The 23,114-nt window shown below is 31.2% G+C and carries 23 protein-coding genes; 17 read left to right on the top strand and 6 right to left on the bottom strand.

What is annotated here, in order from left to right:
• Positions 1-107: 107 nt before the first annotated feature.
• The 3 genes from chvE to mmsB all read left to right on the top strand — a co-directional run bounded on the left by chvE (position 108) and on the right by mmsB (position 4,044).
• Positions 108-1,205 carry a multiple monosaccharide ABC transporter substrate-binding protein gene (chvE, locus tag Q6H37_RS20195; RefSeq protein WP_318735845.1) on the top strand — a complete coding sequence of 366 codons (1,098 nt, stop codon included), beginning with the start codon at positions 108-110 and terminating at the stop codon, positions 1,203-1,205.
• A gap of 89 nt (positions 1,206-1,294) precedes the next feature.
• The gene (gene mmsA / locus Q6H37_RS20190) at positions 1,295-2,869 is read left to right on the top strand and encodes a multiple monosaccharide ABC transporter ATP-binding protein (protein WP_318735844.1); all 1,575 of its coding nucleotides are present in this window, start codon (positions 1,295-1,297) and stop codon (positions 2,867-2,869) included.
• Positions 2,869-4,044 (top strand): multiple monosaccharide ABC transporter permease, encoded by a 1,176-nt coding sequence (mmsB, locus tag Q6H37_RS20185; RefSeq protein ID WP_318735843.1) that lies wholly within the window; start codon positions 2,869-2,871, stop codon positions 4,042-4,044. Before mmsA ends, mmsB begins: the two co-directional genes overlap by 1 nt.
• 64 nt (positions 4,045-4,108) lie before the next feature.
• Here the strand turns inward: mmsB and Q6H37_RS20180 are convergent, their stop codons facing one another.
• Together Q6H37_RS20180 and Q6H37_RS20175 are read right to left on the bottom strand one after the other, a co-directional pair.
• Positions 4,109-5,308 (bottom strand): MerR family transcriptional regulator, encoded by a 1,200-nt coding sequence (locus Q6H37_RS20180; RefSeq protein ID WP_318735841.1) that lies wholly within the window; start codon positions 5,306-5,308, stop codon positions 4,109-4,111.
• A gap of 187 nt (positions 5,309-5,495) precedes the next feature.
• Positions 5,496-7,091 carry an AraC family transcriptional regulator gene (locus Q6H37_RS20175; RefSeq protein ID WP_318735838.1) on the bottom strand — a complete coding sequence of 532 codons (1,596 nt, stop codon included), beginning with the start codon at positions 7,089-7,091 and terminating at the stop codon, positions 5,496-5,498.
• A 410-nt stretch (positions 7,092-7,501) separates the two neighbouring features.
• Here Q6H37_RS20175 and Q6H37_RS20170 point away from each other — a divergent pair, with 410 nt between their 5' ends.
• Genes Q6H37_RS20170 through Q6H37_RS20150 form a run of 5 tightly spaced genes read left to right on the top strand, consistent with a single transcriptional unit; the run spans position 7,502 to position 12,694 of the window.
• Positions 7,502-8,956 carry an MFS transporter gene (locus Q6H37_RS20170; RefSeq protein WP_318735835.1) on the top strand — a complete coding sequence of 485 codons (1,455 nt, stop codon included), beginning with the start codon at positions 7,502-7,504 and terminating at the stop codon, positions 8,954-8,956.
• Between the two features lie 18 nt (positions 8,957-8,974).
• On the top strand, positions 8,975-9,760 hold the full coding sequence (locus tag Q6H37_RS20165) for an SDR family oxidoreductase (RefSeq protein ID WP_318735833.1): 786 nt from the start codon (positions 8,975-8,977) through the stop codon (positions 9,758-9,760).
• 19 nt (positions 9,761-9,779) lie between these two features.
• The gene (locus Q6H37_RS20160; protein ID WP_318735831.1) at positions 9,780-10,823 is read left to right on the top strand and encodes a zinc-dependent alcohol dehydrogenase; all 1,044 of its coding nucleotides are present in this window, start codon (positions 9,780-9,782) and stop codon (positions 10,821-10,823) included.
• 38 nt (positions 10,824-10,861) lie between these two features.
• Positions 10,862-11,728: a transketolase gene (locus Q6H37_RS20155; RefSeq protein WP_007058932.1), complete on the top strand. Its 867-nt coding sequence runs from the start codon at positions 10,862-10,864 to the stop codon at positions 11,726-11,728.
• Between the two features lie 3 nt (positions 11,729-11,731).
• Entirely contained in the window at positions 11,732-12,694 is a 963-nt protein-coding gene (locus tag Q6H37_RS20150; protein WP_048029874.1) for a transketolase family protein, read from the top strand.
• 47 nt (positions 12,695-12,741) lie between these two features.
• On the opposite strand, the gene Q6H37_RS20145 is transcribed toward Q6H37_RS20150, so the two are convergent.
• On the bottom strand, positions 12,742-13,308 hold the full coding sequence (locus tag Q6H37_RS20145; protein WP_318735819.1) for a TetR/AcrR family transcriptional regulator: 567 nt from the start codon (positions 13,306-13,308) through the stop codon (positions 12,742-12,744).
• 142 nt (positions 13,309-13,450) lie between these two features.
• On the opposite strand from Q6H37_RS20145, the gene Q6H37_RS20140 reads away from it, so the two are divergent.
• The 6 genes from Q6H37_RS20140 to Q6H37_RS20115 all read left to right on the top strand — a co-directional run bounded on the left by Q6H37_RS20140 (position 13,451) and on the right by Q6H37_RS20115 (position 18,318).
• The gene (locus tag Q6H37_RS20140; RefSeq protein ID WP_318735817.1) at positions 13,451-13,984 is read left to right on the top strand and encodes an HXXEE domain-containing protein; all 534 of its coding nucleotides are present in this window, start codon (positions 13,451-13,453) and stop codon (positions 13,982-13,984) included.
• Positions 13,985-14,063: 79 nt separating this feature from the next.
• A complete protein-coding gene (locus tag Q6H37_RS20135) occupies positions 14,064-14,555 on the top strand; it encodes a MarR family transcriptional regulator (RefSeq protein WP_318735814.1) in 492 nt (163 codons plus the stop codon).
• A gap of 224 nt (positions 14,556-14,779) precedes the next feature.
• On the top strand, positions 14,780-15,361 hold the full coding sequence (locus Q6H37_RS20130) for a flavodoxin family protein (protein ID WP_318743083.1): 582 nt from the start codon (positions 14,780-14,782) through the stop codon (positions 15,359-15,361).
• Positions 15,362-15,485: 124 nt separating this feature from the next.
• Positions 15,486-16,721, top strand: a complete 1,236-nt coding sequence (locus Q6H37_RS20125; RefSeq protein WP_318735811.1) for an MFS transporter — start codon at positions 15,486-15,488, stop codon at positions 16,719-16,721.
• A gap of 132 nt (positions 16,722-16,853) precedes the next feature.
• Positions 16,854-17,453, top strand: coding sequence for a Crp/Fnr family transcriptional regulator (locus Q6H37_RS20120; RefSeq protein WP_318735809.1), 600 nt, complete (start codon positions 16,854-16,856; stop codon positions 17,451-17,453).
• A gap of 64 nt (positions 17,454-17,517) precedes the next feature.
• Positions 17,518-18,318: an SDR family oxidoreductase gene (locus Q6H37_RS20115; protein ID WP_318735807.1), complete on the top strand. Its 801-nt coding sequence runs from the start codon at positions 17,518-17,520 to the stop codon at positions 18,316-18,318.
• Positions 18,319-18,453: 135 nt separating this feature from the next.
• Here the strand turns inward: Q6H37_RS20115 and Q6H37_RS20110 are convergent, their stop codons facing one another.
• Positions 18,454-18,645 (bottom strand): hypothetical protein, encoded by a 192-nt coding sequence (locus tag Q6H37_RS20110; protein ID WP_318735806.1) that lies wholly within the window; start codon positions 18,643-18,645, stop codon positions 18,454-18,456.
• Between the two features lie 267 nt (positions 18,646-18,912).
• Between Q6H37_RS20110 and Q6H37_RS20105 the strand changes: the two genes are divergently transcribed.
• Both Q6H37_RS20105 and Q6H37_RS20100 read left to right on the top strand, forming a co-directional pair.
• The gene (locus Q6H37_RS20105; RefSeq protein ID WP_318735803.1) at positions 18,913-19,671 is read left to right on the top strand and encodes a LytTR family DNA-binding domain-containing protein; all 759 of its coding nucleotides are present in this window, start codon (positions 18,913-18,915) and stop codon (positions 19,669-19,671) included.
• Positions 19,664-20,932 (top strand): ATP-binding protein, encoded by a 1,269-nt coding sequence (locus tag Q6H37_RS20100; protein ID WP_318735801.1) that lies wholly within the window; start codon positions 19,664-19,666, stop codon positions 20,930-20,932. The genes Q6H37_RS20105 and Q6H37_RS20100 overlap by 8 nt, the downstream gene beginning before the upstream one ends.
• Here Q6H37_RS20100 and Q6H37_RS20095 read toward each other — a convergent pair.
• Both Q6H37_RS20095 and Q6H37_RS20090 read right to left on the bottom strand, forming a co-directional pair.
• Positions 20,929-21,072 (bottom strand): cyclic lactone autoinducer peptide, encoded by a 144-nt coding sequence (locus tag Q6H37_RS20095; protein ID WP_318735799.1) that lies wholly within the window; start codon positions 21,070-21,072, stop codon positions 20,929-20,931. The two genes, Q6H37_RS20100 and Q6H37_RS20095, sit on opposite strands and share 4 nt — an antisense overlap.
• Before the next feature lie 37 nt (positions 21,073-21,109).
• Positions 21,110-21,673 (bottom strand): accessory gene regulator B family protein, encoded by a 564-nt coding sequence (locus tag Q6H37_RS20090; protein ID WP_318735797.1) that lies wholly within the window; start codon positions 21,671-21,673, stop codon positions 21,110-21,112.
• Between the two features lie 208 nt (positions 21,674-21,881).
• On the opposite strand from Q6H37_RS20090, the gene Q6H37_RS20085 reads away from it, so the two are divergent.
• Complete coding sequence (locus tag Q6H37_RS20085) at positions 21,882-23,060, top strand: Ig-like domain-containing protein (protein ID WP_318735795.1); 1,179 nt, start codon at positions 21,882-21,884, stop codon at positions 23,058-23,060.
• Positions 23,061-23,114 lie beyond the last annotated feature (54 nt).

Here is a 23,114-nt window from a genome sequence, read left to right as displayed (position 1 = left end):
AATTGCGCAATATTTGATTATCACTAGGCAAATAATTACATTCAGGTAAACGTACACATGTTGTACTATTAAAATATACCAAATATTTGTATATAGGGGGGACTAAAATGAAAAAATTACTTTCTACAATGCTAGCAGGAGTGCTTGCTCTTAGTTTATCAGCATGCGGTAGTAAACCTGCGGCAACGACTTCATCAGCAGATGATGGTGGAAAAACAAGTCTCATCGGTGTTGCTATGCCAACTCAATCTCTTCAGCGTTGGAACCAAGATGGTGAAAACATGAAGAAACAGCTTGAAGCTAAGAAGTACAAGGTTGATTTGCAATATGCAAACAATGATGTAAATGCCCAAGTGCAATCTATTGAAAACATGATTACAAAAAAATGTAAAGTTCTTGTTATTGCATCCATTGATGGTGCCGCTCTTACAGATGTTCTAAAAAAAGCATCAGATAATGGAATCAAAGTTATCGCTTATGATAGATTAATTATGAAAAGTCCAAACGTAGATTATTATGCAACCTTTGATAACTTTAAAGTAGGCGTAATTCAAGGTCAATATATTGAAAAAAAACTTGGACTTAAGGAGGGAAAAGGTCCTTTCAATATTGAATTGTTTGGTGGTTCACCAGATGATAACAATGCAACCTTTTTCTATAAAGGTGCTATGAGCGTGCTACAACCATACATTGACAATGGCAAACTTGTTGTAGGCAGTAAACAAAAAGATTTTACAACTATCGCTATTCAAGGTTGGGATTCAGCAAAAGCACAAGCAAGAATGGACAATCTAATCACATCAACTTATTCAAAAGGAACAAAGCTTGATGTTGTTCTTTCTCCAAACGATAGTTTGGCAATCGGTATTGTTGCTGCTCTTAAAAATGCTGGTTACGGTAGTGCGGCTAAGCCATACCCAGTTTTAACTGGTCAAGACTGTGACAAACCAAATGTACTTGCAATGATCCATGATCAACAGTCAATGTCTATTTTCAAGGATACAAGAACACTTGCAAATAAAGTTGTTGAAATGGTGGATGCAATAGTTCAAGGTAAACAAGCTGAGGTAAATGACACAAAAACATATAACAATGGTTCGAAAGTTGTACCATCATTCCTTTGTGATCCTATTTACGCAGACAAAGACAACTACAAGAAAATCCTTATAGACAGTGGATATTATAAAGAGTCTGATTTGAAGTAGAAATTAAACACAGTTGTATTTTTAAAGCCGAAGACCTTTCATTAGGTATTCGGCTTTCAGATATCAGAATAATGTTAGGAGATGTAGGTATGGATGAATTTATACTTGAAATGAGAAATATTACAAAGCTTTTTCCTGGTGTAAAAGCCCTTGATAATGTAAATCTTAAAGTTAAGCCTGGAGAAATTCATGCTCTAATTGGTGAAAACGGAGCTGGAAAATCAACTCTTATGAATGTACTCAGCGGAATATATCCATATGGTACTTATAGTGGTGAGATCATATATGAAGGTAAGGAATGTATGTTTAAGGAAATAAAAGATAGTGAAAAAACGGGAATCGGCATCATTCACCAAGAATTAGCTCTAATCCCCTATCTTTCAATAGCAGAAAATATATTTCTTGGAAATGAGCAAGCAAAGCATAATTTTATTAGTTGGGATGAAACTCACGCAAATGCAAAGAAATTAATGCAAAAAGTTGGTCTAAACGACGATTCTAATACACTGATTAAAGATATCAGTGTTGGCAAGCAGCAGCTTGTTGAAATTGCAAAAGCGTTAGCAAAAAATGTAAAACTTTTGATTCTTGATGAACCTACTGCTGCATTGAATGAACAGGATTCAAACAATTTATTAAACTTATTATTAGAATTAAAAAAAGAGGGGATTACTTCTATTCTTATTTCTCATAAACTAAGTGAGATTTTAAAGATTGCAGACTCTATTACCATTATCCGTGATGGTGGAACAATAGAGACCTTAGATAAAATGGACAAGGATTTAAGTGAAGATAGAATCATTAAAGGCATGGTAGGCCGTGAACTAACAAACCGATTTCCTATTCGAGAATCTAAAATTGGAGAGGTTGTATTTGAAGTTAAAAATTGGACTGTATATGATCCTTTTATTGAAGATAAAAAGATTATTGATGATGTAAGTTTTAAGGTTCACAAAGGCGAAATCGTAGGTTTTTCGGGTCTAATGGGATCTGGAAGGACGGAGCTTGCCATGAGCATATTTGGTAAAGCTTATGGCAAACGTATAAGCGGGAAAATTATAAAAGATGGCAAAGAACTTGTTCTTAAAAATGTTCGTGAGGCCATAGATAATGGTCTTGCATATGTTACAGAAGATCGTAAAACAGCAGGTCTTGTTCTTATGCAGGACATTCGGAGAAACATATCTCTCGCCAATCTTAAAGAAATAAGTAATAAACAATTTGTAGATGACCATAAAGAAATTCAAGTAGCTGAAGAGTACCAAAAAAAATTAAATATTAAATCTCCAAGTGTTTTTCAAAATGCGGGGAATCTATCTGGTGGAAATCAGCAAAAGGTAGTGCTTAGTAAATGGATTTTTGCAGATCCTGAAGTATTAATATTAGATGAGCCTACTCGCGGAATTGATGTGGGAGCTAAGTTTGAGATTTATACAATCATTAATAAGCTGGCAGATAGAGGAAAGTCCATTGTGTTTATTTCCTCAGAACTTCCTGAAATACTGGGGATGTGTGATCGAATTTATGTAATGAATGAAGGCAAAATTGTGGGTGAGCTTTCCCGCGAGGATGCATCACAAGAAAGTATAATGAAATGTATAATGAAGAGCACAAATAGTAAGCTACAAGCAGTATGCCAGCAAGATAACAGGGAGGTAAAATAATGGAAGTATTTAAAAGAATGTTCAAAAATAATATAAGACAATATGCAATGATTATTGCTTTAGTACTAATAATGGCCTTTTTCCAAGTTGCAACAGGTGGGGTCCTTTTGGTTCCTATGAATGTAACAAATTTAATACTTCAAAATGGATATGTATTCATTTTAGCAATCGGTATGACTATTGCTATTTTAACAGGAGGTAATATTGATCTTTCTGTAGGATCTTTATGTGCTTTAATTGGCGCTGTAGCTGGTACACTTATCATAACTATGAAAATGAATGTTGCACTTGCTATATTAATTGCACTTCTACTTTCAGTGATTATTGGAATATGGCAAGGTTTTTGGATTGCCTATATACGAATACCATCCTTTATAGTAACTCTTGCAGGAATGCTTCTTTTTAGAGGGCTTACCATTACAATGCTCAAGGGATTAACTCTTGCACCATTTCCTCAGAGTTTTCAAAATATTAGCTCTGGATTTATACCAGATATTTTTGGTGGATTTGGGACAAAGTTAAATTTTACGGCTATTCTTGCAGGTATCATTATATCTATTGTATATATAGTTCTACAGTTAAAAAAGAGAGCAAAACAACAAAGAAATGATTTTCCACTTAGTCCGTTACCACTTTTTATAACTCAAATTGTGGGTATAGTAGCAGTAATTAATTTGTTTTTCTTCTGGCTTGCGTCTTATAAAGGCATTCCAATTGCCTTGCTCTTTATAGGATTTCTTATTTTAGTTTACTCCATATTTACAACAAACACTGTTCCTGGACGTTACCTTTATGCAATGGGTGGCAACGAAAAGGCTGCAAAACTTTCTGGTATCAATACAAACAAGGTGCTTTTCTTGGCATATGTGAACATGGCTGTTTTATCTGCAGTGGCAGGGATGATGTTTGCATCCCGCATTAACTCAGCATCTCCTCAGGCAGGTTTAAACTTTGAACTAGATGCAATCGCAGCCTGTTTCATAGGTGGTGCATCAGCATATGGTGGTGTAGGTACAGTTATGGGTGCTATTATTGGTGCTTTGGTTATGGGTGTCCTCAATAATGGGATGTCTATACTTGGAGTAGGAAGTGATATGCAGATGTCTATTAAAGGAATTGTACTTTTGGCAGCTGTTGCTTTTGATGTAATTTCCAAAAATAAATCAAAATCTTAGGAAAAATAGGAGCGTACATAGACTTGTGTAAATCAAGTGTATATACGCTCTTTTGTGAGAGAGGTTACTTATTATTTTTAGCATAAAACTTCAAGGCTTCTCCAATAAATTTAGATGCACCATCTCCATATTTTTTATCCATTACTTTTATTAAAATAGACTCTGACAAATACTGATTTGCCTGATAGCTCCAGTAATTTTCTCCTACTTCTACTTTTAAAGCTTCATGCTGTTTTTCTGTTTCATTTACTATTTCAGAAATAATTTTTTCAATTTCATCTGATAAAGGATCTTTACTTAAGTCAGCTGTAAGTCTTTTATATAATGTTTCTATTTTAGGCTCATAATTTCCTAAATAAGTTTTTAAAGCTTTTCCAATAAATTTAGCTGCACCTTCTCCATATCTTTCATCTATCCATGCCATACCAACTCCGCCATTTTCCTTATCAACTTTTTCTAACTCCTTAGGAAATGTTGAATAAAGTCGCACAATAGTAAGCCAATAATAATCCCCCAGTTCATCTTTAAAAGCATCATAATCTCTTTTAGCAATGTTAGTTATTTCACCAGCAATTTTTTGAATCTCATCTGATGCAGGATTTTTGTTTAAATCAGCTGTAAGCTTTTTATATAGCTCTTTTAGTTCAGAATTTCTTTCATAAAAACAATCTTTTTTAAATTTATCAATTTGTTCTGCTTTAGTTATTGCCACAGAATTATTCAAATTTTTCTTTACAGCTTCAGCGTATTTTTTTATACTTCCATATTCTTCTATAGCCATTTTAGCAAGTTTTGCTTCTTTCTCAGTATCTCTCTTAAGCAGTTTATCAAATCTGTCTATACTTCCAAAGTGCTTAATTACTTTATCTATATTTTCCTTCTTAAATTCTTCTAGTACATTATAATATTCACTCATATCAAATTCTTCAAAACTCATTGTATTAGCTCCTTTTAAGGTTTTATTTATAAGCTCTATTAAACCATTTAATCTATCTCGTTTTAAAATAATTAATTTCTTATGATTTTTTAGTGCTTCCATCTTATTAAAATGAGGACTGGTTATGATTTCTTTAATTTCCTTTAGTGGTAAATCAAGTTCCTTAAAAAATAAAATCTGCTGCAGGGTTTCGAGAGCTTCATCATCATAAAGTCTATAACCTGCTTCTGTCAATTCAGTTGGTTTTAATAGTCCAATTTTATCGTAGTGGTGCAGCATACGCACACTTATTCCTGTTAAATCTGAAACTTGTTTTACTGTTCTCATAACTTCACCTCAAGCTTTAATTTTAGAGCTTTAATACTGTTTGATACTCTGCCGGCATGAGTTTTGTTAGTATTTTTAACCCTTAATTATATAGTACACTATGACATAATGTTAGGGTCAACACTTTTAATAAAATTTAATTTTATATTGAGAAGTAAGTCAATGACATTAAAGAAAGCTATATTTTTTAGATATATTTGGCTTTTCCATTTTTCTTTCTATACTGCATAGGAGTCAGACCTGTAATTTTTTTAAATGTTTTTGAAAAGTGTTTTTCATCAGAAAAGCCAACTTTTTCAGCAATGTTGTAAATTAGTTCATCACTTGAAGAAAAAAGTTCTTTGGCTTTTTCTATTCTATAGTTAATAATATATTTTATAATGCTTATGCCAATTTCCTTCTTAAATATCTGGCTTAAATATGAATTGCTAATATTTAAGCTGGCTGCAATAAGATTTACAGTGATATCCTCCATATAGTGAATATGTATAAAGTTTAATACTTGAATAACTATAGAATTTTTTATCATATATTTATCGGAAAGTTCAGACCTAAGTTGATTTACAGAATCGATAAATTCACTGCATTTATCCTCTATAGAGGTAAAAAATACTTTTTTGTGAGGCGAACTCTCTGGCAATATTTTTTTATATAGAGTGCTGTACCTGTCAACTAATTCCGATGACAATGAAGTGTGGCAATAATAATAAAGATTGTAATCAAAACTTGGTTTTATAATATCTAAAAATAGTTCATGTATCAATTTATTTAATTTAAAATTGAAAATATCATAATTTATAAGTTCTTTTATTTCTTTTATAGTGTTATCTACTAAGGTGTAGTCTATTTCTTTTTTTATTGAATTGATATATTTTTGAGTAAGTAACTTAGCATCAGAACAGAAGAAGTTATATGTTTTTAAACAATGGAAAGATTCATAAGCATCTCTTATATTTTCAATATCTTTAATATAGCTGCTCATATATCTGAATGCAGTTTTAGAATTTGTTACGCTATTCAATTTGTTAGTAATTTCAAAAAGTTTATACTGCTTACTGGCAATACTTGTACAATTGAAATCATTGATAATTATGCACAGAATATAGGGATTAATATAAAAAACTTCACCACCGCTGTATTCATCAAGAACAGCTTCACATTCTTTAATAAATTCTTCTCCAGTTAGGTAATAAATATTTTTATTTAAATAGTGGTCTGAATATTCGATCTCCATAAGATTGCAAATATATACATAGTAACCATAATAATTTAGATTTAAGTTTACTTTTTTTTTATAATATAAAAATTCACTTTTAATTACTCCGCGTAAAATATCTTTTAAATATTCGGTTTTTTCTAGTTTGCTGATTCTGAAGTTCATTACCAAGTTTGAATCTTTTTCTTCACCAATATAGTCAAAATGACAAGTGTATTTTTCACTTAAAGACTGGGTAAAAAAGGACTTTATTTTATTAATATAAGTAATGTCCTTGTGACTTGTAATAGAGTATATAATTTGATTTTCTGAAATAACATTAAAAATTAGAACCATTGGATATATATTTGACATTGCCAAATCGTAGAAAAAATTATGAATTTTATATACAGGATGTTTAAGTTGAATAATTATAACTTGAGCATTAAGTTCTATTGCTTTTTCAATACTGTTTTTATAAGAATTTGCAATATAAGAAATGGAAAAATTATTTTTAGTTGTCCTATAGAAGTTATATATCATATTAGCAATGTTATCTTCTGCATATAAGACAATCTTAGAAAACATTTACATAATACCTCCAAACCATTTAAATTACTAGCATTATGATTTTATTGTATATGTATATTAAAATTTTGTAAATATAATTTTCCAAATATATGAAAAAGTTGTTTGCTCAAAAAAATATATTTAAAAATTGTACATTACTAAATTAATACAGAAAAGTACACTTTTTCATAAAAAAAGCACACGTAAGTTGAGAATAAATAATATAGAATTAGTAATCAAGAGGTGGTAAGTAAAAAGGGGATTTAAGCTTTTGAACTATGTCATTTTACTTGGAAGGTAAACCTAGTAATCGTTTACTATAATTAATCTTATTGGGGGTGGTGAAATATTGTAAGCTATTTTGTATATCTGGTTTTACGCTGTTTAATTTGATAATACAAGTATAAATTTGAAAAGGAGTTGATGAAATGGAGGCAAAAACAATAAATTTGTATGAAAAAAGTGGTGATAATCCTGGCTTTTATAAACTTCCTACCAAAGAAGTAGTGGGATATTCCCTTGTGGATGGTGGAATGAATTTAGTTTTTCAGTCAATTTTAATGTTTTTGACATTCTATTATACTGATGTTTATGGATTAACTGCTGCAGAAGTTTCTGTTATGTTTCTTATTTCTAGAGGATGGGATATGATATGGGACCCTACTATGGGTATTATTGCAGAAAGAATGAATCCAAAGCATGGTAAGTACAAAAGTTATCTTATTTATGGAGCTATTCCCTTTGCACTTGCAGGTATTTTGACTTTTACAGTACCTAATTTGGGACACACGGGCAAATTGATATGGGCATATGCTACGTACAATTTACTACTTACATTATATACTTTCATCATTAATCCATATGTATCTTGTACAACTGTCATGACAGCAGATCCTATGGAGAGAACTAGGCTAAATTCAATAAGAATGATGTTTGCTCAGTCAGGTGGTGTAATAGTTGCTCTGTTTATTCCTATTTTATCGCAGATTTTCGGCAGAGGTGATGCAGCAAAAGGTTATCAGATGACCATTATTTTACTTTCTGTTATTTGTGGATCCATCTTACTTTATAGTTATACTACTTTGCATGAACGTATCAGAGTAAAATCTCATTTAGATCCAGTTACTTTTAAAGGATTTATTAATCAGATTACACATAATCAACCAGGTATCGTATTATTTTTACTGTTTGTAGGTGTTTATGCATTTTCATCTATACAATCAGCTTCAGGAATTTATTATATGACTTATAACGTAAATAGAAAAGATTTAGTTGCTTTATTTTCTATGTTGAATGTTTTACCTTCAGTTGTGGCAGTTCCTTTTGTGCCTATGCTGTTTAGGCGTATCAAAAAGAAAAACACTGTTGCACTTGGTTTGGCTTTAGGTGCCCTTGGATCAGCAGCTTTATATATCATTCCAGTTTCACAAATTACAGTAATGATGATAGCTAAATCAGTAGCTGCATTTGGATATGGCATACTTATGGGCAGTTTGTGGTCAATCATTCCGGATGCAGTTGAGTATGCTGAGTACAATACTGGAAAAAGACATGCCGCAGTTGTGTACTCACTTATTACTCTTGGATTAAAGGTTTCATTAGCAGTAGGGGGAGTTATACCTACATTGATATTAGCTAATGTTGGATATATTCCTAATGTAACTCAAACTGCAAAATCGTTGAATGGAATTTTAATTATGACATCTATTTTGCCAGCTGTTGTCTGTGTAGTTACATTGATCATATTCATGACATTCTATAATTTAACAGAAGAAAGAGTAGCTGATATAATGGCTGAATTAGATATAAGACATAAAAATGATAAAGAAAATTGTTTGGTTGAGTTAGTAGAGGAAATCCCTGACCAATCAATAAAATTATAAATATAGGAAGGTGTTATTATGGGAAATAAGCTTAGTGATTTTTCAATGAATACATTTTCACTTAAAGGTAAAGTAGCTGTAGTCACAGGTGCAAATCAAGGTCTTGGTATGGCTTATGCAGTTGCTTTTGCAAAAGCAGGTGCTGATATTTTTATACCTCACTTTACAGATGATGTATCTGAAATTAAGGGTCTCATAGAAGAAACTGGTCAGAAGGTTAAGTTTTTGAAAGGAGATTTAACGAAAAAGGATTATATTGAAGAAGTTGTTGATACTTGCTTGAAAGAATATGGAAAAATTGACATCCTGGTGAATAATGCAGGTGGAAGTATGTTTGCCGAATTTTTAGAGTACCCAGATTCAGCATGGCAAAAGCTTATTGATATTGATTTAAATTCTGTATATTACCTCAGCCACAGGGTAGCTAAAGAAATGGTTAAGCAAAATTCTGGCAAGATTATAAATATTGGTTCAGCATTATCCTTTACTGCGGATAAAAAATGTCCACCATATACAGCAAGTAAACATGCTATTCTTGGTTTAACAAAGGTATTTGCCAATGAGGTTGGGCAGTATAATATTCAAACCAATGCTATTTGCCCTGGATTCTTAGCAACTGATGTTAACAAGGACTTGCGTGCTGATAAAGATTTTTACAACAAAATTACAAATAGAATCCCAAGTGGTCGTTGGGGTGAACTTAATGATTTAATGGGAACTGCCATATTTTTAGCAAGTAGTGCATCAGATTATATTAATGGATGGTATATAAGTGTTGATGGTGGATTCCAGACAACATTATAAAATAAGGAGGCGTTAATTTATGAAGACTATTGCTTGTGTTAAGGTAGGAAGTTTAAAAGATCCTGATGTTAATAAGAGGGGACGTGTTCAGGTTATAGATATGCCCGAGCAGGAAATGGGAGATGAGGATGTCAAAATAAAGGTCGCTTACTGTTCAATATGTGGTTCTGATCCACACTTAGTAGAAGGAATTTTTGGACTTGAACCTCCCTTTGGAATAGGACATGAGATTTCAGGTACTATTGTGGAAATTGGTAAAAAGGCTGTTAAAAAGGGATTAAAAGTAGGGGACAAGGTTGCAGGAAACTTTTTAAGATTTTGTGGTACATGTTATTACTGCCGAAATGGTCAGGAGCAGTTCTGTGAATATCCGGATAATAAGCCTGGTATGTCCGAATATGTAGTATGGCATGAATCTCAGGTATTTAAAGTTCCAGATGATGTAAGCTTAGAAGAAGCATGCTTGTTAGAGCCTGTGTCAATTGCAGTTAGAATTGTAGACAAAACAAATATGAAGATTGGTCAAAGAGTTGCCATTTCAGGAGGTGGACCTATAGGATTATTGTCACTACAAGCAATGAAAATGTTTGGAGCTACGTCACTTACACTTATAGAACCTATCAAGGAAAGACAGGAACTTGCCAAAGAATTTGGGGCTGATTATATTATCAATCCTTTGGAGCAGGATGTATGTGTAGAATCCAATAAAATAACCAATGGATTGGGTTTTGACTTGGTAATAGAGGCTTCTGGATCACCTAATGCTGCACCAGCAGCTAGTGAAATAGCTGCAAAAGGAGGAACTGTTCTCTATATTGCAATGTTTCCCAAAAAATATGATATGCCATTAAATCTATATGACAAATTGTATAGTAAGGAATTGACTATTTCTAGTATAAATGTAGCTCCATATGCATTTCCACGTGCTGCTGAAATTATGCCTAGAATGAATTTGAAACCTTTTATACAGAAAATCTTCACTATTGATCAAGCAGAAGAAGCTTTTGCTGCTCAAATTAGTGGAAAATATCCAAAAATACTTATTAAATGTAATGATTTTTAAAAGCATTTATAAATAAATGAAAAAAGGAGATGCCTATTATGTATTGTAATGTTGATATGGAACAAGTTAAACAATTAGAAGATAAGGCAGTAGAGATTCGAAAAAAGTTATGCTCATTTATCTATGAAATAGGTATGGGTCACCTTGGAGGAGAATTGTCTATCGTTGATATGGCTGTTGGTCTCTATTACAAGTACATGAACTACGATCCTAAAAATCCTAAATGGGAAAAAAGAGACAGATTGATTTTAAGTAAAGGCCATTGTGGTGAAACATTGTATACTATATTTTCAGATTTAGGCATGTATACAATGGAATATATGGTAGAACATTTTGAAACCTTAAATACTGCTAAATTTGGTATGCACCCTAATAGAAAGTATGTTCCTGCCATTGAAGCATCAACAGGTTCTTTGGGTCATGGATTATCCATAGCTACCGGTTTAGCATTAGGTGCTAGAATGTCAAAGTCCTACTGGAGAACCTTCTGTATCATAGGAGATGGCGAAATTGAAGAGGGTTCAAATTGGGAAGCCTTTATGGCAGCAGGTCACTATAAACTTGGCAATCTTGTAGCAATTGTTGATAAAAATCGCCTACAGATGACTGGTTTTACAAGGGATGTAATGAATGTTGATCCTTTAGGAGATAAAATAAAAGCTTTTGGATGGGATGTTATAGAGATTCAAGGTAATGACATGTATGAAGTTTGTAGTGCCCTGCAATCTCTTCCACCAGCAGATCCAGAAACTAGAAGAAAGCCAATATGTATTATTTCAAATACCACTAAGGGCTGCGGTGTTTCATTTATGGAAAATAATGCAGTATGGCATGGTGGCGGAATTGCCAAAGAGCAGTTGGACGAAGCACTAAAATCAATAGAAAATAATAGAAAGGTGAGATAAATTATGGCAGTTGAAACAACTTTCGATTTTGATCAGATGTTATCATCCGCAAGAGAAGCTTATGGGGTCGAATTAATGAAAATGGCAGATGAAGGATTAGAATTTGCATTTACTTATTCTGATAATGTTGCACCATCCACATCCACTGGAAAATTTATAAAAAAATATCCTGAACGTTGTTTTAATATTGGCATTGCAGAAGCCAACCAGGTTGGTATATCTGCGGGATTAGCTCTTTCTGGTAAAATTGTGTTTTCACAAGTATTTGGACCATTTCTTCCTTTGAGGGCAGCAGATCAGATACACACAGATATTGCTTATAATGATGTTCCTGTAAGATTGATTGGAACTCATTCAGGGGTTACATCTGGAGGAGGGCCTACCCACAATGTTATTGCTGATTTGTCATTTTATAGAGCAATACCAAACCTAACAATTTGTGTTCCAGCAGATGCAGGTCAGTGTAGGAAATTAGTAAGAGAGTCAATGACTTATAAAGGACCTATGATTATACGTATTGCAAGAGGTGCGGAGCCAGATGTATATAAAGATAATGATTATGAATTTAAAATTGGTAAAGCTATTACTGTAAAGGAAGGTAATGATTTGACTTTAATTGGCACAGGTAACAGCGTGTATTGGTCTCTTATGGCAGCAAAGGAACTTGCAGAAACAGGTGTAAATGCCAGAGTTATAGATATGCATACTATTAAACCCTTTGATGTTGATATAGTTTTAAAATCTGCAAAGGAAACAGGTTTTGTTGTAACCGTTGAAGATCAGAGCATTAATGGTGGTCTTGGTGGTGCAGTAGCTGAAGTTATAGCAGAAGCTGGTATACATTGCAAGTTTAAGAGAATTGGGTTACCTGATGAGTTCAGTGTTATTGGTGCTGATACTGCTATCTATAAATATTATGGTTTGGATTCACATAGTATTGCTGAAACAGTGAAAAATATGCTTTAATTTTGTAACATAATCTTTAATGATTGCAGAGGATTGATGCTTGTGTATTAAACAAGCATCAATTTAAATTTTACTAAGTCCATCACAATGTTTGTCATTTCTTCTGGTGTTTCCTTCATACCAGAGCTTATCCATTTTGATACCACATTCCAAACGCCTCCTGTGTTAAAGGCTAGAGTATAAGCTAATGCAGTTTCATTATGCTGATTAGGGAAATTAGGAATTTTGTCTATCATCATTTGGTGAATGATGGGAAGTGAAACATTCCATTCATCCAAAAGAAACCCTAGCATTTTGCTTTTATGTAAGCCTGTCAAAAATGATTTGTTATTACTACATAATTTAAAGATTTGATATGAGCAAATATTAGGTGTTAAAATTTCATATGTAGATATATGTTCAATAAATTCCTGAATTAAATTTTTGAGATAGGATTCTAATACATCTTCTTTTGAAGTAAAGTTGCGATAAAAAGTTCTTCTTCCTAAATCTGCATGAGCAACTAGTTCACTAATAGTAATTTCTTGAAACGTTTTTTTATTCATCAGTTCTATTAATGATTCCATAATCCATTTTTTTGATTGTAAAGCAATGGGATTTTCTGTTTGATTCATAGCTCCTCCTATATGGCACAAAAATGTAATTTATGTAGCACTTGCATTAGATTTATTGACTATTAACTAATTAAATTGTACCATGATAGTAAATAAGGCACAAGTGTGTCAGGATGCGCGTTCCAATGAAAGGAGAACAATTATGCAAATGTTAAATGAAATGAATTTTAAAACAATTATGTGGATAATTCCTATTATTTTTTTTATCCATGAAATGGAGGAATGGAATATTCTTGATTGGTATCATAGTACTTATGTAACACCTCCACCATCAACAAAATTAAGCTGTAGATTATGGTTATGGGCAATCAGTATATGGGGATTTTTAATGACTACCATTGCTTATGTGATACCTAATGAGTCTATATCAGCTATGGTTCTTTTAATTCTTATTGTTTTTACTACGTTCAATGGGTTACAGCATATTTATTGGACGTTTGCATTTCATAAATATGCACCAGGAGTTATCGGTTCTTCAATTGGTATTGCAGCTGGAGGTATTATTACAGTGGCTATATTAGTTCAACATTTAGTTAGTCCAATTTATGTTATTGTTTTGTATATTATTACAGTACCACAAATGATACAGACCATACGTGCAAAGAATACATTATTAAGGACATTCTATAAACTTCATCTTTTAACAGTTAAAATGGCAAATTGTTTTGAAAAATAGTTGAATTTTAATATTGTTGAAATAGAAACAAAAGTTTAATATAATATTGTTAATGTGTCAACAGATGGGAGGACAAACCATGAACAGGAATAAAGCGGAACATATCATAAAGGGTTTTAGTGATGTATACAACAAGATGGTTTCACTTAATAAGTTTAAGATGGAAGCTAGTCTTAAAGAATATACGTCTTCTGAAGTGCATTGTATCGAATATATTGGAGAAAATGAGAATTCTAACGTGACAAAACTTGCTGAAGCCTTTTATATGACTAGGGGTGCTATAAGTAAAATAACCAAGAAGCTCATAAAAAAAGGGGCAATTGAAAGCTATCAGAAGCCTGATAATAAGAAGGAAATCTATTTTAGGCTTACTACACAGGGGCAGGAAACTTATAAAGTTCATGAGGGATTGCACAAAGAGTTTCAAGAGCGGGATAAATCTGTATTTGAGCAGGTAACTGAAGAACAATTAGATATGATGCTTAGCTTCATGGAAAAGTATAGTAGGCACTTGGATGAAGAAATAAAGAAACAAGGTCTAGACATAAAAGATCAAAATGATTTTGAATAGTGTGATTGTATCAAGAAGTAATTTAAAGTAGAGCTATATGAAAATGCTGAAATATCAGCGATTTCATATAGCTCTGTTTTATTGTTGACAAGGAAACAATAAAATGATAGAATGATTATGTTGCCAAGGAAACATAATTACTATTTTTAGAAAGGTAGGAATTTAAAATGAATACACAATATATAGAACAAATCCTAAGCAGACCAGAGGGGAAAAGAGAAAAGATGAAAATTATCGGACTTATGGCAAGCCCGCGGAAAGAGGGCAATACCGCTTGGATAGTAAACAAAATACTTGAAGGTGCGAAGGAACAGGGCGCTGAAACTCAATGCTTTAATTTCGGCGATCTTGATATTAAACCATGTCAGGGTTGTTGGGCCTGCCACAAGGGTGATCAGGGGTGTATTATCAAAGATGACATGGAGAAACTTAATGATGCCATCGATCATGCCGATGCCATTGTTTTCGGTTCACCGATTTATATGATGCAGATGAGTGCTCAGGCGAAGATATTTATTGACAGGATGTTCGCTCGATTCTCTCCGAGATACTCTCCGTATTTCAAAGAAGAAAATGCCGCCCAAAAAAAGCTGATTCTTACGTTTAATCAAGGTAATCCTGAATCCGACTTATTCCAGTCTTATATTGATTATACAAAGCACATGTTTGAGTTGCTGGAATTTGATGTTAAAGAATTACCTGTTGTTACTGGTTTGCGAAATGGACCGGCACATGAAAAGGAAGAGCTGCACACTGCTTTGAAGGATATCGGTTTATCGTTGGTTTCGGAACGATTCCTGAAATAATAAGGCAAGCTAGATATTAATTTCAATAATGAAAATGAAACCACAGGAAGCTTAACTTTATTGAGAACAGATTGTAATTTATTGTCTAGGAAACAAAGATATAACTTTTGAAGGGAGAATTTAAATGTCAATATTTAGATCATACAAAGAACTGAACACAGAACAAACCATAGATAAAAAGGCTTTAATATTCGGTATTATATCTATGTTTCTTTGCGGATTAGGCTTCACTATCGCAGCACCTGTGATTCCATTCTTAGTTAAGCCTTATATAAGCAATCCTGGAGATCAAGCTATAGTTGTTACGCTGCTTACCTCTGTTTATGCAGTCTGCGTGTTTTTTGCAGCTCCAGCACTTGGAGCTTTAAGTGACAAATATGGTCGCCGCCCAGTGCTCTTAATATGCCTTTTGGGTTCATCAGTGGGGTACTTAGTTTTTGGTATAGGAGGAGCGTTATGGATACTATTTGCTGGACGTATAATAGATGGTATAACAGGTGGGGACATAAGCACTATTTTAGCATACTTTGCAGATATCATTCCTCCAGATCACAGAACCAAATACTTTGGATGGGCCAGTGCAGTTGTAGGCGTAGGTACTGTCATTGGATCAACTTTAGGTGGATTACTTGCTAAGTTTGGTTATTCTGTCCCAATGTATTTTGGAGCAATAATAACTATATTGAATGTTGTTTATGGATTCTTTTTTATGCCTGAGAGTCTTGATAAGAATAATAGGCTGAAAGAGATTACCTTTGTAAGACTAAATCCATTTATACAGCTTGTAAACATACTTTCCATAAAAAACTTAAAAAGACTGCTTGTATCAGCATTCTTACTTTGGATACCTAACGGGTCTTTACAGGCAGTTTTTTCACAATTTACAATGGATACCTTCAATTGGAAGCCTGCAATAATTGGACTTATGTTTTCAATTATGGGATTTCAAGATATCATTTCACAAAGCTTAATAATGCCAAAGCTTTTGATAAAACTCAGTGATAAACAGATAGCAATTCTTGGAATGTCTTCGGAGATTATAGGCTACGGTTTTATTGCAGCATCAGCTTTGTTCTCATTTTATCCTATTTTTATTGCTGGAATGTTTATATTTGGTTTTGGTGATTCGATATTTGGTCCTTCGTTCAATGGGATGCTCTCCAAATCTGTGGCTTCTAATGAACAAGGAAGGATTCAAGGAGGCAGCCAATCTATTCAAGCTTTAGCAAGAATGATTGGACCTATCATTGGAGGTCAAATATATGTAGCACTTGGACATGCTGCACCTGCTTTTATGGGTATGATCCTTACAGCAGCAGCAATACTAGTTTTATATGAAGGTATCCATGTAAATAAGTAAATATAAAGTTTTTAATGTATAATTGTGATTTTAGATATTCCAGAAATTTAATGCGTTATACTTTCTATGTAAATTTTAGAATTTATGCTATGCTTTAAATAAATGAATATTTGAAAGAGGAGAGTTTTTTACATGAATGGAAGTGTAAATAATGTTTTATGGGTGAACCTTTTAAAAAGTAATGGTATTTTTCTTGATGAGGAAAACATTGCTTTATTGAGGAATATTTCTAAGCCTAAGGTATTAAAAAAGGATATGTTCTTTTTACAGGAAGGTGAAAAATCTACTGAAATAGGTTTTATTATTAAGGGTGTCTTTCGCTCTTATTATATTGATAAATCAGGCAATGATGTAACAAAATATTTTTATACAGAAGGTGGGATATTATTTTCTTATGCAGCATATCTATCTCAAAAAGAATCTATGTATTGTATACAAGCATTAGAAGATAGTGAAATTCTTGTAGTCAAGATTTCTGATTTTGAAAAAATAGTGGAAGGAAATTATCAATTACTTTTATTTTACAAGAAAATGATTGATAAAACACTTGTTATAAAAGAAGAGCATGCAATTAGTTTTAAATTATTAGATAGTGTAAAGCGTTATAAGCAATTTCTTGATACATATCCTGGTTTGGAAGAACGTGTTAAGCAGCGCCATATTGCATCCTATTTAGGAATAACTCCTGTGTCTCTTAGCAGAATAAGAAAAAAATTAAATATTAACAAATGATAATGCAATAAATCTCTAGGTGATTTATGATGTACCTAAGTTTTATTACTGGAGGTTGATTGTTATGAAAGATGAAATAGTTGTTATAATTACTGGATGCTCTACAGGAATTGGAAGAGAGCTTTGTAATATATTATCTCAGAAAGGATGTACGGTTGTTGCAACAGCAAGAAATGTGGAAACTTTAAAAGATTTATCTGCACCCTTAAAATTATCATTGGATGTTACCGAAAAAGAATCTATTCATAAGACAATAAATCAAGTGATGTCAAAATTTCATAAAATTGATATTCTTATAAATAACGCAGGTTATTCACTTAGAGGAGCTTTAGAAGAAATTGATATAAATAGTGCTAAAAGTATGTTTGATGTGAATGTATTTGGTATTATTAACATGGTTCAAGAAGTTGTTCCAGAAATGCGTAAAAAACAATGTGGAAAGATTATAAATATTGGTTCTATTTCAGGAAAATTTGCTCAACCTATTAATGGGACTTATTGTGCATCAAAATTTGCAGTTGAGGCATTAAGTGATACACTGCGTTTAGAATTGCACAGCTATAATATTCAGACAACTGTCATTGAACCAGGACCTATGAAAACCAATTTTTTCAAGACATTAGTAGATAATTCAGGGGATCTTATGCGAAATCCAAATTCTTGTTATTCACATTTTTATAAATCAGATGACAAATATAGAAACAAGCAAAAACAAGCTGATTCTAAAGCAGCAGCACAGGCTATTAGTGATATAATTTTGAACAAGCGACTTAATCCTCGTTATAAAGTTGCTGTTCCATTTACATATAAGATGGCTACATATTTTCCAGATTTTCTAAGGGAATATTTTATGAAAAAAAGATAAATAAATTTTAATTATGTATTGATTTATTTCCAAAATTTGTGATATACTTGTTAAGTGAGTGGATTGCAGTATTGAGCAATTTGCTTATTGTACTAAAAATAATTTTGTCTAGATGCAATAGGAAGCTTGGCAGAGCTACTTATTGCATTTTTCTTCTTTTTTGTCCAGATTTAATGTGATTTCAGAGGAAATCTCATCTTTTTTCAAAGTGGTTTTTGATTGGAACAGAGCTTTCATTAGCTCTTGTTTGTAGCAAAAACCAAGAAGCATAGCAACAATTCCCAGCATTGTAATACATAGAATAGTTATAATAAAATTTAGATTCACAAGACCACACTCCTTTTATACATTTATAGGTGCAATCCGCTCACTTACTGAAGAGGGTTTAGAAAATAATATGTGCTTGTAACTTAATTGTAGCATATACCATTTTAGAATACGTTAAACGTTTCATTAAAGCCCCTATTTTTGTTATTAATTTATGTAAATATTTAATTAAGTTAAATAAATTGTTGAATTTATGGAAGGGTATTTCTAAACTAATATAGAATATTTAATTAATGATAAATAAATATAAAGGGGTATGATAACTATATGTACAATATATTAATTTTAGAAGACGATCATATTCAGTTGAAAACCCTATCAAAGATTATAAAACAATTAGGTGATATGTATCAAGTATATGAAGCCACAAATACTACAGAAGCCTTTAAAATAGCACAGCAAAATGCGATTGATCTTTTTTATGTGGACATTAATTTAAAAAATGAATCAGGTCTTAAATTTGCTCTTGAAATAAGGAAAATAAAAAGATATAGACTAAACTGGATAATATTTGTGACAATTTATAAGGAATATATGCTTTCAGCTTTTAAGAAAATTCACTGTTACGATTATATAGTAAAACCTTATAATAAGAAAAAAATCCAAAGAATGACAGAACTTTTAATGTCGGATGGCAGAGCACAAGTTGCTGCTACGGAAATTAGTGAGAAATTTATTATTGTTCCCATAAAGAACATTGAAGTAAAAATATTTGTTAATGAAATAATTTTTGTGGAAGTTTTTATTAGAACTTCAATAATTCATACTATAAATGGTTCCTTCACCATAGATTATTTATCCCTTAAGAAATTGAATTTAATGATAAATGATAAGAATATACTTCAGAGCCATAGGGCTTATCTAGTTAATATAAAGTATATCAGTAAAATTGAAAAAACTAATAATAAAACTTCTTATAAGATTTATTTTTATAATACTGACAAAACTGCATTACTCGGAAACAACTATAAGAAATGTATAATGGAAAGGTTTAATAATGTTGTGGGTGAGGAAATAAATGAATAATTATAAGATGTTCATATTGATATTTATAGAAGTAGGAAGTTTTATGCTGATTTGGAACACGTTTAATAAAAAATATGAAAAGAGATTATGTAAAAGTATACTCATTATACTTTTTACTTCATTGGTATTTCTCGCTACAAATTACATTTATATGCCTATACAGTTTTTCATAAATTATTCTTTTTTACTTCTAGCAATTAAATTTATGTTTAAAAAAAATATAAAGGATTTATTATTTGAGTTTGGTTTGGTTATAGTTATTTTTGGTATAATGCAGCTTGCTATAATAATTGTGTTTAGATTGTTTATTCCAAGCTTTATGGTAAAGAATAATTTCGTATATTCACTTATTGCAAACTTTATTTGCATATTTTTAAGCTATTTTATCTATAAATATATACCCTATGGAAAACTAATAATTTTTTTAAAACAGAAAAGTTCTAAAATATGCTTTTTTTCTGTGAATCTTCTTATATATGTGATTATTTCAAAGTGGATATGGGATTTTAAAAGACATGAATTTTTGGGTGATATTATAATATATCTTATCATTCCATTAGTATTTATTATAGCAAATTTGTTTTTATTTGAGTATCAAATGAAAAATAATGAAATAAAGAGGTCACTTGAAAATTATAAGAAATATGCTCCTGTAATATCCCAACTATTACAGGATGTAAGAAGGAGACAGCACGATTTTAAAAATCATTTAAATACTGTTTACAGTCTTGTTATAGTATCCGACGAAAAGAATTTAAAGGAAACTATAATACAATATATAGATTCTCTTGATGCTTCTCTGGGAAATATGGAGAAGATACTTCAAATAGATAACACGGTGGTGGCAGCTATTATTTACAATAAAATGAATGAGGCTGTGAAAAATAATATTGAATTTAAATATATTATTGAAGGGGATTGTAAGCTCCCTTTTAAAAACTATGAACTTTCAGAGGTTTTAAACAACCTTTTAGATAATGCTTTTGATGCTGTTTTAAATTCAAAAAATAATTTGAAAAAGATATTTTTAAATATCGGTCACCTAGAAGAAAATTGTATTATAAAAATTGGAAATACAGGTAAAAGAATAGAATTTAATGATATTGCAAAGATCTTTAATGCAGGGTATTCTACTAAAGAAGGAAAAGACCGTGGATATGGGTTGTATAATGTAAAAAGAATAGTTGAATACTATGGAGCTAGAATTCAACTATCTTTTGAAAATAATTATACAGTTTTTAGTATTAAATTATACAATTAATTTTCTTTTAAGCATTCTGGAATTTCAGGCTCTCCAAGATAAAAAAAGGATATAGGCCAGTCAGATAAAAATGAACCTAAAAATAGTGGAAGTACACATAATATTGATTTTACCTTGAAACTGTTAAATAATTTTTTCATAATATCCTCCTTGTTTTATATAAGTTTACTAAAAAATTTATAATGTCGGCTTTTTAACCAGCACAAGTTGTACACTTTGTACTAATATAGTGCTGAAGCCGCAATTAACATAGGTTGTACTTTCCAAAAATAATAAAATAATAGCCCATATAGTTACAAATAGAGCTGCTGTAAATTTATATTGCAGCTTTGTTTTATTATCTTTTATAGGTCTCCTTACACTACATATTGGAGCTCTTACTAAAACTATCATTAAACTAATTATGCCAACAAGCAAATAACATACTACTGGTAATTTAGGTACTAAAGGTGCCAGAACGCTAGTTAATATAAACAACAAAGTTGTTGTAATTAAACAATACAAGGTACCTTTTAAATGTACTCCACCAGCAAACAGTCGAGTGGAAAGCATTATGAGTAAGGAAAAATAGAAATATTTCTCCTTATGTATTATATTAAAAAATAGTAATAGAAAAACAGTTTTAAATCCTTCATTCAAGATTACAGCTAACCCATATTGTATTCTTGCTCTGTCTTTAGTATTATTGTAGGTTTCTGTACAAATGAGTGAGGTAAGCTGTAAAGCTAATTTATTTATCATTTTCAATACACCACCTATAATTTTAAAATACATTTATCTTAAGAGGCTTGTCTATATATACTATGACTTAAATTACAAATTTATTACAATATGAATCTAAGTTTCACTAGATGAAATTAAAATATACAAAATTAGCTTATTCTAGATAAAATGATAATAAGAGTGTATAATTTAATTACATAATATTGATTAAAAGGGTGGTGTTTCCATGAAGAATAGCTATAAAATATTATCTTTTATTTTAGTATGTAATTTAATTTTGCCAACTTGTGCATATGCTAAAGAATTCGAAAATCATGAAAATGTGGCAAAAAATAAGCTGTGGACTATAAAATTTAATAGTGTGCTTGATACACAGTTATTAGAGAAAAATATAAATATAACAGATGCTAAAGGTAATATAGTTGAAACAACTATAAGTATAAGTAGTGATAAAAAATCAGTTAAATTAATACCTAAAAAAGAATATATTACAGGTGAAACATATACTTTGCATATAAATGAAGGCATAAAGTCAGTTGAAGGTAAAAGTTTAAAAGAAAATGCAACTAAAGAATTTACAGTTACTGGAGATGAGAAAGTTAACGAAAATTTGAATTTTCCTATTAAAGCTGAAAATATTGATTTTGTGACCTTGGCAGATAACAATTTTACACAAATTATATCAAATGGTTGGGAACCACCTAAAAGAGATGATGCTAGAATTAATGAAGTAGTATCAATGATAAATACATCTACTAAAATAATGGAATCTACTGAGGATGAAGTAAAATCAATTGGATTTAAAAAATTTATTCCGCTTACTTTAGCAATGAAAAATACTAAGAGTTACATTCACATTTGGCCATTAATAAAGGAAATTAACACAACAAATACACTTCAAGGTAAGGAAACAATTAAAGTGCCTTTTACAGATCGGTATATTATGGCTGTTGATAACAATGGAGATATAAATGGTAATCTAAAATATTATACAGTTTACTCTAAAGTACTTCCAGAATATTTACTTCAACAAATAAATGAACCTAGTTATATAGAAAATTATTTTACAATAACTAAAACTGTTAGCAACGGTGGAACTGCAGAAAGTCAAAATATATTAGAAGATAATGTTAAAATCAAAAATGGTGATAATTTGATTTTTTCAGGTATCGGGTGTAGTAATGGCGATATCGATGTTTATATAACCGATCAAACAGGAAATGAGAGATATCATATTTTAAATATAAGCTCATTTTTAGGAGAATGGAGTATAGAAAAAACTATTTCAAATAAAATGAAAACTTGTGATGGTAAAGATTTTACATTAGATAAAAAAGCTTATTATTTAGAAATGGATTGTACTAATGGTTATAAATTTGGGGGACAAATTATTGATCTAAGGTAGAGAGTTTTTAATTAAAGGAGATAGTTTTTTTCAATGTACTATTGGTGTCTTAAT

Source organism: Clostridium sp. JS66 (assembly GCF_033561535.1).
In the GTDB taxonomy this organism is placed as follows: domain Bacteria; phylum Bacillota; class Clostridia; order Clostridiales; family Clostridiaceae; genus Clostridium_AM; species Clostridium_AM carboxidivorans.
The sequence above is the reverse complement of the archived record's forward strand: the minus strand, read 5'-3'. Positions and strand labels throughout refer to the sequence as shown.